Below are 16,929 nucleotides of genomic sequence, written 5' to 3' on the forward strand. Positions count from 1 at the left end.
TTTAGAAGCTTTAAGTTACTTAAAGCAAGCCGGTTTTCATAAGGAAAACCGGCTTATTTTGGCCTCTAGAGCTGTTTTTTTCTTAACTTAATAGCATTGTGGAATTGACTCCTACGCTCTGGTGTTTGCAGCCCGGAATACAACAGGCTCCGGGCTGGATTGGGCTGATCCGCTATACCATTGATGCGCTATCTTTTTTCCAGCAACCCAACTTCTTACAAAAGCTTTTTTAGTAACAAGGGGAGGAGACACGGAATACCGGCTGAAGACGTAGTACAATACCTTTTCCCCTGGACTTTTCAAGTTTCAGGAATGGGTTCTACCCTGTGTCTAACGAAAGTCACCGTAATAAAAACAGGAAAAGCCATGGGAAGGGAGGCTTTCGCTGCCTAGTCTAAGCCTTCTTCTTTATCCAATCCGTGTTTCATTTCGAATTTATTCCGTTTGATCTCAAAGCGCTCCAATTCTGTATTTATTATGTCCAAGGACTCATTGAAGGTGGAGAATAGATTCCCCATGTTTTTTTCCATTTCCGAGAAATTGAACTCCATCGCGTCCATTTGTAGTTTTGAAGACTTTTCTACCATGGCAACCTGGCTATTTTTAAGGTCTTCCAGCATCCTTATAGCCCGATCCATTTTTTCTAATTTTTCCCTAGTATCCATTTTTCTTTATTTTTTATTAGATTCATGCAAAAACTGTTCCGCGCAGTAATTTCCGCGTAGAAAATGGGATAGGGGATGGTTCAATTTGCTAATGGTCTCATGATTCGATTAGTTGATTTGCTAATCAATCGGTTTTGCAACATTAATGAGGCGAAGGATAGGAAAACGCTTGTTGACCAGGCAGTCAATTCTGCGCTTGATGAGCACGTTACCAGCTACTTCCAGGTTCTGTCATTTACTTGCTCGCTGTCGGCTACAGCTCACATCATTTCATGGAGAAACGATATACTACCTGACGGATGTTAGCTCCTTCCAGAAAGCCTTGAACAAACAGGGTTCGGAATACTTTCTGATCGGAACTTGTGTAGCGCCTTTCGTTCTACTACCTAATTCTTTAAAAATTTAATTGACCGCCCGATGGTACGTTCCCCTAACCCGGGCACCTGCTGGTTTACTCCGCTCCAGCCTTGCACTCCGTACGAAGATCGACGAAATTTATCAACAGCCTTTCAGCTCGATTAACTCCTACTCCAGGGAAATCTGCCGGAAGGTGAATTCTTTGTTCGAGCAAGGGCTGCCCCTTTTGTTTGAACGTAGGGGACAGGAATAAACCTTCTTTGGTAGCTTGTGTGAAACGTTGCAACATGCCCCCCAGGATGTCGGTAGTTTTTTCCTTCCAGCATGGGACAGGCAGGTACGGAATTGTGGCTTGGTTTTCGCACTGATGGAACAATCGACCATCTTTTATGGATTTGCAGAAATCAGGGATGGTTTTCCTCTGCACCTGCAGATCCCCGTCAAAAAGATAGTCGCCTGCCAACAACGTCTGGCGGTGGACGATCCCATTTCCCTTTATCCGGAAGAGCTCCTCCAATGCGGTTGGTCCGGGTGCATCTATGGTGAAGTGCACAGGAAAATAATGGGAAGATTTCAGTAGTTTGGAATATTAAAATCAGTAAGTCATACCCTAATTTACCAATTAAATGGATTTCTGCAGGCGTTTGGGTCAGCGGGTTTAGTGGGGCCTACGAACTGTTTTCTAGCAACGCTGGCCTCGACATTCGGCAATACACAACCTAACCTTACCCGGGAAGTCCTTTCCTCATTTCCCAAGGCCACCATATGAGATGCCTTAGGCGCAAACCCGGTTGGATTCATTCCGATGCTTGCGGCATGCAGGCGCACGATTTATTTTTTAATTAAATCTGCATTTTCGACAAGGTTGTTGTACATCACTTTTCCTTTTTCTGTCATGTAAGGAATAAGCAGCTGCCAAATATGTTTGGACATGCCCGTGTTCCGTTTTTTCGAGCTGGAATCGGAAGCCAGTTCTTCATGAGACAGCCAAAACGTGATGATAATCCGGATCGACAATAGAAGTTGCCTGATGTTTTCTTCGGTCTCTTGAATGAAAAACCCATCGGCGATGGCCTGCTGGAGCATATCGGCCATCTGTTCTTTTCGGATCTGTATGGTATGCTTTAATAGACGGTTGATTTGCGGGTACGTCCGCGAAATTACCAGAACGTCGAGGTTAAAAAACCGAAACTTGTATTGAAAGGATTCCAGGTGCAGTAGTAGCCGGTGAATTTGCTCAAAACTCTCTCCAACGGTATCGGTAGCCCTGTAAGAATCAGACATTTCTGCACGCATCTGTTCGTATATGGCCAGAAGCAAGGCTTCTTTATTCCTAAAATGATAGTCCAGATTACCGTTGCTGATGCCCATTTCTTTGGCAATATGCCGGCTGGTAACACTTTGAACGCCATCTCTATTGAATAGTTCTACAGCAGTATCCATGATTCGCTGCTTGGTGTTTATTTTGCTCTTTTTTGTCATCTTAACTATTTCGCGGAATCTCCGGCAAATTAACCCCCGATCTTTACAAAAGTAAACAAACTCAGGGATTACCACGGAAAATTTGACTCTTTAGGTTTCCAAGCTCAAATTGGTAATGGTGAGTTTTCTTCAATGATATTTTGCTTGCTTCGGGTAAAGAATAGAAAGACTGTACCTATTTCCCATTTTCATAACACGGCTTACCTGTATTGAGTTTTTTCTTCTCGTACTGGTTTCGCTACTTTCCGTCAGGGTGATGGACTGCTTGTTTTCTTCTCCTAATAAGAAACTCTATGGGTTGAGATTAGAAGGCGACTTTGAATTCCATGATAATGGGGTCTTCAGGATCCGGTATGGTCTCCAGGTATGCTTCTAATGCTGCACCATAGTCGCCAAAAAGGTTATTTTCCATCGCATACATCCAATCCTCAGTCTGTAGTACTTCATAGAAATACCCGTCTTTTGCAAACCCTTTGCCTTCCGCTCCAGAAAAGGATAAAAATCCAACCACTTGCTGATCTGGACCAATAAAAACAGTATGAAATGGAAATGTCCTCAGGTCTTTCACATCCAACATCCGACTTTCTTTTGGCCCAAATGTTTTTAATTGAATAGTATGCGCTGTATAGTTGATGTGTCCAAGATTAATTGCACTGGATTGGTCAAGAACGATCTGGTCGAACTTTTCAGGATTTGCTGAGAGGTACTTTTGATCTGGATGTTTATTCCCAAAATCCAAAACTAAATGGGCATGTACGTGATCTCCGTCATAGGTGAATAATGTATCCGAAAGTCCATAATTTAATAAGAATTGGTTGTCAAATGGAGCTATGCTCCCCTCACCCAATTTGGCGTTTACTGAGGAAGCTTTGATTGGAAGAGGTGACAACGCCCCATTCTCACTATTCACCTTCATGAAAACCGGAAATGTTCCATTCTCATCCAATTCTCCGGTAAATTCAACTGAAATAAGCCAAGAGGATGCATCTAATGGATAAAAATTTGAAAGCAAGAAAGATTTTCCTAAGGTGAACTCCTTAATATATGTCAAATCCGAAAGCGAGTATTGTTTGATTACACCCTGTCCGCTACTGATGGAAAGTACCTCATCATCTATGTAAATACCTTGAATAAGTTGATATTCGGCCGGACCATCTCCTTTTTTCTCGAGGCTATTTATGTGGTTACCATCCAGATCAAAGATGTGAACCGCAGTTCGTTCATACCAATTGGTAGCGTAGTAAATCTTGTCTGAGATAAAAAGGTGGTAAATCATGCTTGCCAGGTTTTGCGATGGATTTTCTGGAGGTCGGAGGGAAATAAAACGTACCTCAGTTGCCACCTGATCAAATGGAAGGATGTGCTCTTCCGATATGGCAATTCGAGGAATCCCGTCTTGTTTGGATGTTTCCGAAGACTGGCACCCGAAACAAAAAAATAAGGAGACAGCCATTCCTATAGGACAGGCGATAGATTGCATCATATCAACATTTTATAAATTCTTCTTTAAATGTAGGGGGATCCGAATTAAATTCCTATCCAGTCATTTTCCCATTGGTATCATTTTATCTTATGGTTGAATTTATTTGTTTATAAAGAAATACCGTATCCGGCAGGCATTTCCGGTACTCTGTGGGTTTCTTTCTTTTGCTATCCGAATACGCAGGACATGCGTGCCCGCTTCTAATCCTGCACCAAGCGTATAAAACCAGGGAAGATGCAAGTTCCCGCTCCATCGCGTATATAGATCCTGCTTTTGCCATTCCATATTGTCAATTCGGTATTCAATAACCCCCGCATCAGGTCCAGCTGCGACAGCGATGCCAACCGCATTTCCGCTAAAGCCAAATTCCAGTACAGCACCCTCCTCCTGGGCAACAAGCATGGGAACCTCCGTATAATTGGCCCGTGTGCCGGCATTATCGGCTGGGGTCCAGGAAGGAAGGAACTTCCAGCCGTGGCCTATACGGGCCCTGCCGGGCTCAATCAGTACTCCATTATTGTAATTTGCCGGATCGAGCGGTTGGGGCAAAACGTAGCGTTCACGGCTGTCGTCTTCTGCGCCTGTTTCGTCCCAGGCCTTTTCAAGAAACGTTTTCATGGAACGAAAATACACCCCCTGCCCAAAAGGTGAAGGATGAAGATCTTTAAAATCGTCTTCCCAGGAAAATTCTCCCGCATCGATGCGTTCGGTCACTTCCCGCGCTAAGTGAATGCTCGGAATACCGTAGTGATCGGCTACTTTTTCGTGATGTTCAATCACTTCCGGCACTTGTCCCCGACGGTAGCGTTCCATCTTTGGCGGATCCACAAAATGCATGAGGACGATATCGGTGGAGGCATCCTTCCGGCGGACCTGCCGGATTATTCCTTCCATTGCCCGAACCTGTTCCTGAGCGCTTCTGCCGTTCGATGCGTCGTTTACCGCAGCTTCCACAAACAGTAGGTCGACCGTACCAGCAGCCAGTACATCGCGTTGCAGCCGGAAGGCCGCCGGAGTGGACCCCATGGAAGGAATGCCCGCATTGATAAATTGGAATTCGGTATCCGGGAAGCGTGTTTGGAGGTAGTTGGAAATGCTGTCACGCCAGCCAGTATTGTAGGTAATGGATCCGCCGAGGAAAGCAACCCGGCCCGTTTTATTCCGCTGAAACCTGATAAGACTGTTTCGAATGCCCTGTCGATGCCTGTGGTAGTTTTCGGAAGGGAGGAGCGGTTGGGGTAATTCAGTATGATACCTAATAAAATCCGCACCCAGTCGGGGCGTTTCAATCGGAAAATGGTGCCCGAACAACGCCTGCTTTCCTTCGGTACAGGGAATAACCGATGCCGGACCACCGAGTTTAATGTAGCGATCTAGCAGGACAAAGGTGTTTTCCTCCGGAGGAACCACCTGATCGTCCAATCCAATCATATGCAGGATGGGTATCTTCGCCGCTGCCAGGGTTTCGAGGTTATCGATCGGATTATTTTCGTAAGCCAGGGCCTCTTCGTCTGAAGCAAAACCATAGGCCATTTTTAGTTTTTCCCAATCCGCCTGGCTTCCCTGGCCCGCGCCAAAACCTCCCGGCCAGCTTTTAAAATCGCAGACCGGCGCTTCCGCATACAGGCAGTTTACTTTTTCGGGATTGCGCTTTGCCCAGTTGTAAATGAATAAGCCTCCACGACTCACCCCTTCCAGCGAAACCTTCGGATGGAGCTTCCATTCGGTGGTCAGAAACTGGTAGAAACGGTCCCAAACCGCCACCGCAGTGGGACTGCCATACATATCGTCCGTGTTGACATAGGCCAGATGAAAGCCTTCGGAAAGCAGTAATTGGTCCATCTCCGTGTGCCAACCCGGAAAGCGTGCCCGCCAAACCCAGGGATTGCCCGGAAGCGGCTTTTCCGGTAAGGTGACATGGGCATCTCTGCCTTCGAATCGAAAGGTATACCGCACAAAATCGTTCCATACCTTTTTTTCTCCCGGAAAGGTTGTGAGTTGTGATTTTTCGTTTTCGGAAAGGAGCGATAGATACGCGTCAACAATTCGTTTTCCATGTCCCACCAATCCTTCGGGAGTAAGGTGCGTGGCATCTGCTTTTGGAAGGCCCAGCATGCTGGTAAAGGCAATCGTTGCATCATCTGCAGCTAATCGTTTTTGGGCTTCTACCACCAGCGGCCGTTCTTTTACGAAGGGATGCTGTTCGTCCACGCCCAGTATGATTTTCAGATCGGGTGCATGGACGACGTTCTGACGCAAGTGGCCGATCAGCTGCTTCAGGTTGGAAGAATAGGCCTGGGCTGTACCTTCCTCCCCGGCGTCGCTTTCGCCCTGAATCCAGATAAACCCACGTACCGTTACCTCAAATCCCGTTTCTTCGAGTTGCCGGATGGCCGAATCGAGACTCAGGGTCATGCGATCGTAGATACCGCCTTCACCAGGAGATTTCCAGTCACGCGCAAGGCCGGTCGCGCCCTTGGTGTACTTGAAAATGGCAGGGTTGTAGCCCAGTTTTTTGAGTTCACGACCAAAGCTTACCTCCGGCCCGAAATGGCCTTGGGGAAACCTTCCCTGCTGAGGTTGCATCGTAACCCAGTTACCACCGGAACTTTGGTTGTCCACAAAAGTCCAGTTTAAAAAAATCGATTCATCCAGCTTCTTCCCTTCTTCCGGGTAATTAGCAGCATCTCCCATCCATCCCTGGGCATTGGATTGGCCCGCCCAGATAAAAAGATCCAGGGCCTGCTGTGCAGGTGCATCGATCGGTAGCAAAACCAGAAGATGCAGGAAAATACCGGTGATTGCGCTGAAACACTTCATGCTAATGCCTCTCTTTTTAACGGTTAAAAACTACTTTCTCTCCTTCAGCTAAAGTAAGTTTTATATTCAGACCATCCTTTATATATTCTTTATCAGATGAAAATTGATCTTTACCAAACGGATTTTCAAAAATTATTTCTCCCCCCTTTTCAGAGATAATCTCCACTTTGTCCACTTTTCCATTCTCTCTAGTTGCAGAAACAAGGAATGCACCTTGGGTGCGCAGGGTTTTAAAAGAAACATCTTGCCAGTCTGCAGGAATGGCTGGAAACAGCTTTACCACGCCAGTGTGACTTTGTATCAGCATTTCTTGAATCCCCGCAGCAAAGGCAAAATTTCCTTCCAAGGTAAAGGGACGGTAGGTAAAATTCGACTTTCCGGTTCCCGATTGGTCTCCATTGACATGGAAACTGTTGGGCAATACAAAGGAGGAAGCAAAATCCCGTAAGGCCATGGCGGCTCCCTCTCCATCTCCCGCCCTTGCCTTAAGGTTTCCCAGCCAGGCAAAGGAATAGCCGGTCCAGTTGGATGATCCCAGCTTATCTAAATGGGCAATGGTATTTTCTATGATTTCCCGATCCTTTTCTCCATTGGAGGGATCTATCAAGCTTAGGGGATGAATGGCCATGATATGGGAAAAATGCCGGTGGGACTCTTCTAACGGATTGTCAGGTGCTACCATTAGCCCTGTTTCATCCGTGGCATAATCGGGCCATTCGGCCAGCATGGTATTCCAATCTGCTGCTTCATCAGTATAGCCCAGTTCCAGGGCCAGTTCGGCGGCAGTGGTATAGGTCCAACGCACCAGGGCCAGGTCATAATTGGTCATTTGGTCAAACCATGCCCGGGCATCGTTGTTATGGATTTCGGGGCTGGAAGACAAGGGAAGTTTTCTTTTTCCACCTTCATCCACAATGGAAAGCTCCTTCAAATAAACGGCAACTTCCCGGATCCAGGGATAGGCTTCGGCTTCCAGAAACTGTCTATCCATCGTATACCGCCAATGCAGGTAATAGTGGTGTCCCAGCCAGGCACTTACGGTGGGTCCGAATGCATATTGTATCCAGCCGCCCATAGGGTCTCCCTCCAGCGTGGTCACTCCGGGTACATTCAATCCATTCGTTCCAAAATATTCCCGGGTGTATTTTTCAAAGGTGGGTTGATGTTGATTGAGCCAGTCGATAAAGCCTTGCTCCAGCTCCAGGTGGTTGCCTGCATAGGTAGGCCAGTAGCTTAATTGGGTATTGAGGTCGTGGTGGAAATCCCCTTTCCAGGGCGGTAATTTACCATTGTCCGCCGTCCAGACGCTTTGCAGGGAAATGGGTGGTGCTCCCTGTCTGGCAGCAGCACCCAGTTTGTACATATCCATGTAATATTGCTGCTGCAAAAGGGTGTCGGGAAGGGTAATGGAGGATGCCTTCCAGTAGTCATCCCACCAGGTAAGGTGCTCCTGATGGTATTCATCCTGATTTTTGGCAAAAGCTTTTTCAGTGATCTCCGAGGCGGTATCGGCGGTTTCCTGGTCTTTCTTACTTGAACTGATGCTCCAGAATCCCTCAAGTTGATCTGCTGTTTTCTCCCATCGGGTATTCACCCGAAACCGGAATCCGTCCCATCCTTCCTGCTCATAAGTCAGGGTATTTCCTTCCTGGGAAAGTTCGCCGGCCGGATATCCCAACCTTCGCAGGTCTTGTCCACTGACCGGGTCCAGGGCTTCTGATGGTCCGGCTCCTACGTAAGGAGGGGGCACCATTTCTGGCAACAGGTCAACTTTGAGATTTTCAAAACGGTACCAACCAACCGGTTCGGTGGCATGGACAAAGGTCCTTAATAGGGTGCCGTTTTTCCATTGGATTTCACTGCTTCCTTTTTGAAGATCCAGTTTGACGGATGCTATTTCGCCCCATTCGGAAATATCAAATTCAAGTGCCGCTCCCGGGATTTTTGAAGGTCCGGCAAGGGTGTCATACGGAAGGTCATATTGTCTCTGTACTGCCCCATATTGCTTGTCTTCCCATTGATTTTTCACCCAGTTGAAATCATTGTTTTCAAAGTCCAGGTTTTCCATGTTTCTCAGATCCCAAAGATCTGCCCGATCCAGGGAAAACCGCAGTTTTCCGTCCTTTTGCCAGACCAGTGCGCCCAGCATGGCGTTGCCAAGGGGTATGCCTTCGTCCCAGGTCTTTGCCAGGTCCGGGAAGCTGCGTTCCATATAAAAGGGTGTGCCTTGATCGGCTTGCTTTTCCTGACAGCCGCCCATCGAAAGCACACAAAAGAGGGTACATGCAAAACCAAGTATTTTTTTGAATTCCATTAGTTTTCAGGTTGATAAGATGGGTTTGGATAAGGTAATTGTACTGCCATTTCCTTCACCCACTGTTGTAATTTTTTATTTAATTGTTTTCTTCTTTTAGGGGACGAATTACTTAGGTCAGATTCTTCGGCTCGATCGGTTTCCAGATGGTATAATTCCGATTGGTCGCTTTCAAAAAAGTGGACCAGTTTGTACTGCCCCTCTCGGATGGCAGCCGAAGGTCGACCTCCAAGACCTCCACTATAGTGGGGATAATACCAAAATATGGGCCGCTCTTCCATACTTTTACCCCTCAGCAGGGGCTTTAGGCTTAGTCCGTCCTGGTGCTGATGCGGCAATGGATTTAAACCCGCCATTTCCAGAAAGGTGGGAAAAAGGTCGGTACCGGTTACCGGAAACTCATGCGTACTTCCTTCTTTTATGGTTCCTGGCCAGCGGAAAATAAGTGGAACCCGGATGCCTCCTTCGTACAAATAACCTTTTCCGGTTCGCAGGGGGGCATTGGACGTGGGGATTTGTTCGGCCAGGTTGCTGGTAGCCATCCCGCCGTTATCCGAGGTGAAAATAACCAGGGTATTGCTGTCGAGCCCGGCTTCGGAAAGGGCTTGCAGGAGACGGCCCACGTTCTCATCCAGGCTTTCTACCATGGCCGCATAGGTAGGATGGTCCTGATGATTTTTTTGATAGGTTTGATTTTGCTGGTCAAATGCCGCTCCTTCAAATGACATTTGCTGGCGTTTATTTTGATACTTTTTTACTTTTTCTTCCTTCCCTTGCAAAGGCAGATGAACGGTATAATAGGAGAGGAGGGCAAAAAAAGGCTTTTCTCTTTTTTTGGTAATAAACCGGATGGTTTCTTCCGTAAGGCGATCCGTAAGGTACTCTCCTTCCGGCCCATCGGGCAATTGCGGGTTTGCATAGGGTGAAAAATACCCTCCGGCAGGGTGACCCGTAGCATTGCCACCCACATTTACCTCAAAACCATGCTGTTCCGGATAGTGCATGTCCTTTTCTCCCAAATGCCATTTTCCCGCAAAAAAGGTGGCATATCCATTTGATTTAAAGGCTTCCGCTAGGGTAGTCTCTTCGGGATCAAGAAATAGTTTAAAGGGATGGGAAGCCAGTTTTTGGTCGGGATGGGGACCGTAGTGGCGGTTGCCAGGAATGTAGTCGGTCAGGTTTAACCGAGCCGGGTATTTTCCCGTCAGAATGGCTGCTCTGGAGGGGGAGCAAATGGGGCTGGTGGCATAGGCATTGGTAAAGCTCATGCCTTCTGCCGCTAGCTTATCGATATGGGGGGTTTCATAAAAGCGGCTTCCGGTATATCCCAAATCATGATATCCTAAATCATCTACCAGGATAAAAAGGATGTTTGGTGGCTCATCTCCTGCAGGTGCAGCCTGTGAGTGGCCTACAGATGGGAACAGTACCAATAGAAAGGTGAATCGGAGTAACTGTGCAATCATATTACTGTGGAGGATCAATTTTGTAGACTGCCAAGGATTTTAGCCGGGGCTCGCCTTTGGATGACCTGGCCACAAACCGAATTTTATCCGTATGTACCGGATCTATGGTTACGATGTGCTTATGGCCAATGGAAGAGCCCCTATAAACCTCAGTCCACTTCCCAATTATTTCGGCCTCCAATATAAATTCGCGTACCAGTTCCCCTTTCGATATGTCTTCCTGCAATATAATATGGTCAATCGTTTGCGCCTTTTCCAGGCTAAGGGAAATATTGTTTCCCCTTCCCGAAATCCGGGCCAGGGGAGTGGAAAATCTCCGATCGATTTCCTCTCCAAATTCTTTTAGCCGTTTTACATCAGGCTCCGGCATCAAGCCATCCGCATTGGGCGTCACGCCCAGGATCAATGTAGAATTGTGACCCAATGAATTATAATACATTTTCACCAGGTTTTCAAGCGGATAAATAATATGTTCACGATTGGGTTCCCAAAACCAATCGTGGCCGCCATGTCCTCGCAAGGGGGCATCGCTCATGGCAGGCATGTAATAGGCACCGTTCGGATCTCCGGTTTTTAAAAGTTGAAAATTATTGGCGCCGATTTCTTTTCGGGCGCTTTCCCCGGCGCCAATTGCCGGATAGGGGAACGTTCCCCAACTGGGATAGGGTACGGTACCCGTTTCGCTGCCACCCCAGCGGATATCCGCCCGTTGGAGGTTGTGGTAAAAAATACTGTTTGGCTGGTGTTTCTCAAAAACGGAGAGTACATCCGGCCCTCCTTGTTTAGGACCATGTGCGCCCCCGTCAAACCAAACCATTGCCCAGTCGCCATAATTGGTGAAGATTTCTTCCACGATTTTTTCGATCATTCGGTTGTAGTGCTCTTGTCGGTTGCGGGCAAATTCATTGTCTCCCTGCACCTTAAAGTCGTACACGCCATAAAATGCATTCCAGCGTGTACCGATATAGACGGCTGGGAGTATATCGTATTTTTCACAAGCTGCTTTGAAATCCCGAAGGATGTCTCCTTGTCCATCCTGCCATTTTAAGGCCTTCATGGAGTAGGGGGTAGCGTTACTTTGGTGAAAAAAGAAGCCGGTCTCGTGGCTGACGGTAAAAATGGCAATGTTGAATCCGGCATCTTTTAAGGACCGGATCCACTGATCCATATCGTACTTTAGTGGATTAAATGCGTTGTAATCTTCTACCGGGGTAATTCTTGCTTTGGGCTGCACATAAAATTCACCATCAAATACATGCATGTCCCAGCAAACCAATGCTGCCAGTTCGGCCTGCTGCCACTGTAGTTGGGCGGGTGTAGGGATGGGAACCTGCTGCTGCGCAGTTGTATTCAAATAAAGGGCAAGAAATAAGCCCAGGGAAAATAGCATCGTTTTTAACATCGGTTTTCTAAAATTAAATGGCATCATTCTATTTACTTATGGCCTGTGAGTTTCATTGCTACTAATTTTGCAATGGCCTCGTAACCCTCCTTATTCGGGTGAACGCCATCGCTTAGCGTAAACAGTTCCGGTCGATGGTCCAATGGTTCATTGAGGTCAATGAAGGATACATTCTTCTCCATTGCCACCTTTTTTGTCATACTAATAAGTTCTTGAAGTCTGGGTTTTCGGACTTTCAGACCGGCTATCCGTTCAGCATCCAGGCCAGGGGTTTCCAACACCATGGGCGAGGGTGCGCATAGGAAGATTTGGGGATCAGATGGGAGTTGGGAAAGTTCATCGATGAGGTCCCGGTAATCCTTTTCGAATTCATCCTTGTACTCCCAGCACTTACGGTCTCCACAAGTACCATAGCCGCAGGTATCGTTGGTGCCAAGGCTGATGACGATGATATCCGGGTTTGCCGCCTTTATTTTGGGCAACTCATTCCAAACGGTGGGAATGCCTTTTCTAATTAGGGTGCAACCTCCCACACCAAAATTTTCCACGGCATAATCATCCCCCAGGAGCTTTTGCAAGTGGGCGGGATAGGAATCGCTGTCGGGGTTATCCAGGCGTGCACCGTAGGTAATGCTATCCCCGATACTGGCTACTTTTATTTTTTCCTTGGTAACGTCTCTGAAAGCAAATAGTAGGAGTAAAAGGAGGGAGCAAAGAATAATGGTGGGGAAGTAGGTTTCTATCCGATTCATAGGTCTACTCTTTGATGTGAAATACGCTAAAACGGTGTATCAGTGGTTCTCCTTTTGATTCAGCGATTGTAAGCCTTACCGCATCCACCTCCATTTCGTCAAATTTATGGATAAATTTATGTCCGATAACGGAACCCTCAAAAATAGGTTGCCAGCCGGTTGACGTTTTGACTTCTAATTTAAACTCCCTTACCCTTTCGCCCTGGGCGATCGCTTCCTGCAAAACGATGTGGTTGATGGGGGTCCATTTTTTTAATTTAAGCCTGTGCTTTTTGCCTTTTCCAGAAGCTTCTGCCAAGGGATTGCTAAACCGTCGTTTTATTTCGGCTCCCCATTCCTTCAAACGCTCCACATCGGCCTGGGGCAGCAAGCCATCTGCATTAGGCGTCAGCCCCATAATCAGGGTGGTATTGTGCCCGACACTTTTGTAGTACATGTCCATAAGGTTTTCCAGTGGATAGATATGTTGCTCATCATCCGGCTCCCAAAACCACTCGTGGCCTCCATTGTACCCACGCAATGGTGCATCGCTCATTGCAGGCATGTAATGCTTCCCGTCTGGGTCCCCTTCCTTAAGTAGTTGAAAATTATTTTTAAGAACGACTTCCTGATTGGCAGCATGCGAGAAAGGAAAGGGAAATGTACCCCAACTCGGGTAGGGGACCGTTCCACTTTCACTTCCTCCCCAGCGGATATCTGCGCGTTGGGTATTGTGGTAGAAAATGCCGTTGGGTTGGTTCTTTTCAAAAATGGATAGCACGTCCGGTCCTCCTTTTTCGGGGCCATGTGCTCCTCCATCAAACCAAATGATGGCCAGTTCACCATACTGGGAAGTCAACTCTTCGACCATTCCCTCACACATGTTATTGTAATAGGCCTGTCTGTTTTTTGCAAATTCATTATCCCCATTCACTTTAAAATCATGCACGCCAAAAAAGGAATTCCAACGGATCCCAATGTAAATACCAGGAGCAATACCGTATTTGCGACATGAATTTACAAAGTCCTGGACAATATCCCCTTCTCCTTCCCGCCATTCTACCGCTTTCAATGAATAAGGATTGACCTTGCTCTGATAGAGGGCAAAACCGGTCTCATGTGTTGCCGTTAAGATGGCAATCTTAAAGCCAGCATCTTTGGCGGCTTTGACCCATTGATCCGTATCCAGTTTCGTTGGATTAAAGATGTTGTAGTCGGGGATGGGGGTAATCCTGTTTTTTGCCTGGTTATAGGCTTTTCCATCAAAAACATGCAAATCGTAATGGAAGACGGCAGCCAATTCTGCATGTTGCCATTCTAATTGGGCTTGCGTCGGAATGGGGACTTCTGTTTGTCCCCAACTTTTTAATCCATGGACTAAGAAGCACGCTACTAAGAGTATTTTCAATTGCATATGATATTGTTTTGCTTTTCAATGGTTAAACTTGTCCCTTACCCAAGGTAGGGCTGGAATCTTGAAAGGATGACACTCATCCCTACCAATGTTAAAGGATAAATTTTTCACGCGGCGAACGCTGCGGATTCGCCGCGACCGCTGCGTGAAATCGAAATGCCATTTTCTTTCTGAAAAGGCTAAATTTAAAATGCTGCGAGAGGGTTCCTTAATGCTCGATGTCACTATGTCTTATTTTTAATTTAATTCAAATCTACTATCCTGCGCAGTGGTATTTGGGGGTTTAAAGATGAATAATTAATGGGCTATTTTTCATTTGGAGACCAATTCGAAACGGACCAGGTAACATTCGTGTTTGTTGTGGATCATGGATATGCCCCATTTTAATCCTTCGCCAACCACCACAGGATTGGTAATATCCGGTCGAAACCCTCCCGGGGCAACCGCACGTTCCTTTACCTTTGCATTAAGTTTGTTTGACATAAAATCAATTCCATCAGGGGCAAATTCAAATGTTTCCGATAAGGAAGCAAAGGCACCCACCCCGGTGCCCTGGGGCCATATCAGCACCTCATGGCTTCTTTCGAGGATTTCTTTTCCATATTTGGTGTAGGGTCCTTCCGGGTCTTTCGCATACGCCACACCCATTGCCGTATGTGCTGGTCCGCCTTGCCCGCCAAGTAAGGATCGGCCCTTGTAATACAGCCAGTACAAGCCGTTTCGGTAGAGGAGGGATGCGTCGTCTACCCGGTAACTGTCAAACTTCTCCGGTTCTACGCTTACTTTTAAAATGGGAGTCTGGTCCATCCTTTTGAAGGGTCCTTCGGGGGAATCAGCAACCGCGACACCGATTGCGGTAATATCACTGATGTTGTTGTTTTCGAATTCTCCGTTGGCATTTCCCGGCGTGGGCTTTACTCCGGTGTAGTACAGGTAGTACTTGCCGTTAGCAAATAGGATATTTGGGGTAAACACTGCCTGGGAATCCCATTGATCCGCTTCCCCTACATCCAGCATTTGCCCTACTTCGGTCCAGGAATAGCCCTCGTCTTCCGATTTGGCACACCAAACGCTGGCGCCCCAATACCCTGCGCCCCAATATTTTGGTTGGGCATCGGGGATTTTAGTGTAATACACGTAATAGGTTTCTCCGACTTTGATGACATCGCTGGGATCCCTGCGGGTAACTCCTTTTTCATAGCCTATTCCTGACACCTCGGTGAATTTAAATTCCATACTATTGAAAAAGGTTTCAATGTCTTGGGCGTTGATTGCATTTGTTGAAATCAACAACAGGAATAGCAAACACATAAAGTTTTTCTTGCTCATTTTACCACGTTTTATTGTTATCTAGATTCGGTTCTACCTGCTTGAATCCTTTAAAAATACGTTTCCCATGAAGGACCAATCCAGCCGAAGTCAAATGGGTTACATCTGCCTTTTCAAGATCAAGCATGGAAGTGAAAACAATGTTTTTGTCTCCCCGGGCGATTGACTTTTGTGCTTCCAGAACAATTGGCCGCTCCACAACAAAATAGTGTTGCTCATCTACCCCCAAAATCACCTTTAGGGCCTCGTTTTTCACTACTTCGGACCGCAAATGGGCGATCAGTTGGCTTAAATTTTTTTCATAATTTTTGGCTGCTTCATCCTCTCCGGCATCCGTTTCGCCCTGTATCCAAATAAAGCCCCTGATGTTAACCAACTGCCCACGCTGCTCCAGGTTTTCGACGGCTTTTTTTAAATCTGCGACCATGGCATCATAGATGCCCCCATCTCCAGGTGATTTCCAATCCTTTTTCAGTCCGGTTCCACCCCGGGTATATTTGAAAATGGCAGGATGGTAACCGGCTTTTTTCAATTCCCGGGCGAAGCTCACCTCCGGGCCAAAGTGGCCAGCAGGAAACCTTCCTTTTTGGGCTTGCATGGGTATCCAATCCCCATTCGAGCTCTCTTTGGCAGACACAGTGTAGTTTAATAAAATGCCATTATCCAATGCTTCTTCATCATTTGGGTATTCCCTTGCATCACCTATATATCCCTGCGCATTGGATTGTCCGGCCCAGATAAACAGGTCAACGGTTTCCTGGGCGGCAAGCCAGCAGGGAAGCATTAAAAAAAACAGCACTAATTTAAGGGAGTTCATAGGTTATGTTTAGGGCAATTAAATGGGTGATTTTGTGAAGTTGTATACTTTTCTTTTAGGCAATTACTTGAATGGTAAGCAAAAATCAAGCAGCCAAGATACACTTGACTGCTTGAATTGCTTTTTATTTGAAAACTAATTTTAAATTTCAGTACTTATTCTTCTTCTACAATCCTGATTACCCAATCGTGTGTCGTTCCATCGGCTGAAACAAGCTTGTAAATAAATTCTCGATCGGATAAATCGGTAATAATGCCAGCAACCGGAGAAAACCCAACCGGTTCTACCCGCATGCTTTGGTGATTAATGATGATACCAGCCCTGGTAAGGTCCGCAGATGCGGGTACGGTAACCGTAGCAGTGAAATTTTCATCTTCAATCACCGCATTTCCGGTTGAAATAATGAGTCTTCTGCGCGCTGGTGTCAACTCACCATTCTCATAAAATTCCTGAAGCTCATGCTCATCTGCTTGCAAGGTAAATATATTTACATTGGTGATAAAGGCAGTGTCTCCCCATTGGCCTTCGTCAAAATCTATCCTGGGTTCGCAAGCAATGCTATTAAGTTAAGCTTTTTGGTTTATTTTTCTGGTTTCAAAATTGAATAATTTTGATTTTTAGCTTCCCTTTCTTGGCTCTTTATTAAGCT

Annotated in this window: 13 protein-coding genes; all 13 read right to left on the reverse strand. The window is 46.5% G+C overall.

Annotation, left to right across the window (positions count from 1 at the left end):
* Positions 1-389 precede the first annotated feature (389 nt).
* The gene (locus tag GCU44_RS22260; protein WP_154859603.1) at positions 390-665 is read right to left on the reverse strand and encodes a hypothetical protein; all 276 of its coding nucleotides are present in this window, start codon (positions 663-665) and stop codon (positions 390-392) included.
* 451 nt (positions 666-1,116) lie between these two features.
* A complete protein-coding gene (locus tag GCU44_RS23530; RefSeq protein ID WP_394366510.1) occupies positions 1,117-1,575 on the reverse strand; it encodes an ERCC4 domain-containing protein in 459 nt (152 codons plus the stop codon).
* 278 nt (positions 1,576-1,853) lie between these two features.
* On the reverse strand, positions 1,854-2,465 hold the full coding sequence (locus GCU44_RS22270) for a TetR/AcrR family transcriptional regulator (RefSeq protein WP_241685071.1): 612 nt from the start codon (positions 2,463-2,465) through the stop codon (positions 1,854-1,856).
* A gap of 343 nt (positions 2,466-2,808) precedes the next feature.
* Entirely contained in the window at positions 2,809-3,987 is a 1,179-nt protein-coding gene (locus tag GCU44_RS22275) for a 6-bladed beta-propeller (protein WP_154859606.1), read from the reverse strand.
* A 99-nt stretch (positions 3,988-4,086) separates the two neighbouring features.
* A complete protein-coding gene (locus GCU44_RS22280; protein WP_154859607.1) occupies positions 4,087-6,807 on the reverse strand; it encodes a sialate O-acetylesterase in 2,721 nt (906 codons plus the stop codon).
* 16 nt (positions 6,808-6,823) lie between these two features.
* Positions 6,824-9,121: a glycosyl hydrolase family 95 catalytic domain-containing protein gene (locus tag GCU44_RS22285; RefSeq protein WP_154859608.1), complete on the reverse strand. Its 2,298-nt coding sequence runs from the start codon at positions 9,119-9,121 to the stop codon at positions 6,824-6,826.
* A complete protein-coding gene (locus GCU44_RS22290) occupies positions 9,121-10,587 on the reverse strand; it encodes a sulfatase (protein ID WP_154859609.1) in 1,467 nt (488 codons plus the stop codon). The genes GCU44_RS22285 and GCU44_RS22290 overlap by 1 nt, the downstream gene beginning before the upstream one ends.
* Before the next feature lies 1 nt (position 10,588).
* A complete protein-coding gene (locus GCU44_RS22295; RefSeq protein ID WP_154859610.1) occupies positions 10,589-11,989 on the reverse strand; it encodes an alpha-L-fucosidase in 1,401 nt (466 codons plus the stop codon).
* Between the two features lie 32 nt (positions 11,990-12,021).
* The gene (locus GCU44_RS22300; protein WP_154859611.1) at positions 12,022-12,741 is read right to left on the reverse strand and encodes a DUF459 domain-containing protein; all 720 of its coding nucleotides are present in this window, start codon (positions 12,739-12,741) and stop codon (positions 12,022-12,024) included.
* Between the two features lie 4 nt (positions 12,742-12,745).
* Positions 12,746-14,134 (reverse strand): alpha-L-fucosidase, encoded by a 1,389-nt coding sequence (locus GCU44_RS22305; RefSeq protein WP_154859612.1) that lies wholly within the window; start codon positions 14,132-14,134, stop codon positions 12,746-12,748.
* A gap of 312 nt (positions 14,135-14,446) precedes the next feature.
* On the reverse strand, positions 14,447-15,463 hold the full coding sequence (locus tag GCU44_RS22310) for a family 43 glycosylhydrolase (protein ID WP_154859613.1): 1,017 nt from the start codon (positions 15,461-15,463) through the stop codon (positions 14,447-14,449).
* A gap of 1 nt (position 15,464) precedes the next feature.
* Positions 15,465-16,280, reverse strand: coding sequence for a sialate O-acetylesterase (locus GCU44_RS22315; RefSeq protein ID WP_154859614.1), 816 nt, complete (start codon positions 16,278-16,280; stop codon positions 15,465-15,467).
* A 155-nt stretch (positions 16,281-16,435) separates the two neighbouring features.
* Positions 16,436-16,756, reverse strand: a complete 321-nt coding sequence (locus GCU44_RS22320; RefSeq protein WP_154859615.1) for a hypothetical protein — start codon at positions 16,754-16,756, stop codon at positions 16,436-16,438.
* Positions 16,757-16,929 lie beyond the last annotated feature (173 nt).

This window comes from Cyclobacterium xiamenense, from assembly GCF_009467825.1.
GTDB lineage: Bacteria > Bacteroidota > Bacteroidia > Cytophagales > Cyclobacteriaceae > Cyclobacterium > Cyclobacterium xiamenense.

What these genes read in the sequence shown, in the direction of transcription:
- GCU44_RS22275 (WP_154859606.1), bottom strand. Translation starts at nt 3,987, where the DNA reads ATGATGCAATCTATCGCCTGTCCTATAGGAATGGCTGTCTCCTTATTT.
- GCU44_RS22315 (WP_154859614.1), bottom strand. Translation starts at nt 16,280, where the DNA reads ATGAACTCCCTTAAATTAGTGCTGTTTTTTTTAATGCTTCCCTGCTGG.
- GCU44_RS22290 (WP_154859609.1), bottom strand. Translation starts at nt 10,587, where the DNA reads ATGATTGCACAGTTACTCCGATTCACCTTTCTATTGGTACTGTTCCCA.
- GCU44_RS22305 (WP_154859612.1), bottom strand. Translation starts at nt 14,134, where the DNA reads ATGCAATTGAAAATACTCTTAGTAGCGTGCTTCTTAGTCCATGGATTA.
- GCU44_RS22295 (WP_154859610.1), bottom strand. Translation starts at nt 11,989, where the DNA reads ATGTTAAAAACGATGCTATTTTCCCTGGGCTTATTTCTTGCCCTTTAT.
- GCU44_RS22280 (WP_154859607.1), bottom strand. Translation starts at nt 6,807, where the DNA reads ATGAAGTGTTTCAGCGCAATCACCGGTATTTTCCTGCATCTTCTGGTT.
- GCU44_RS22310 (WP_154859613.1), bottom strand. Translation starts at nt 15,463, where the DNA reads ATGAGCAAGAAAAACTTTATGTGTTTGCTATTCCTGTTGTTGATTTCA.
- GCU44_RS22260 (WP_154859603.1), bottom strand. Translation starts at nt 665, where the DNA reads ATGGATACTAGGGAAAAATTAGAAAAAATGGATCGGGCTATAAGGATG.
- GCU44_RS22300 (WP_154859611.1), bottom strand. Translation starts at nt 12,741, where the DNA reads ATGAATCGGATAGAAACCTACTTCCCCACCATTATTCTTTGCTCCCTC.
- GCU44_RS22285 (WP_154859608.1), bottom strand. Translation starts at nt 9,121, where the DNA reads ATGGAATTCAAAAAAATACTTGGTTTTGCATGTACCCTCTTTTGTGTG.
- GCU44_RS22270 (WP_241685071.1), bottom strand. Translation starts at nt 2,465, where the DNA reads ATGGATACTGCTGTAGAACTATTCAATAGAGATGGCGTTCAAAGTGTT.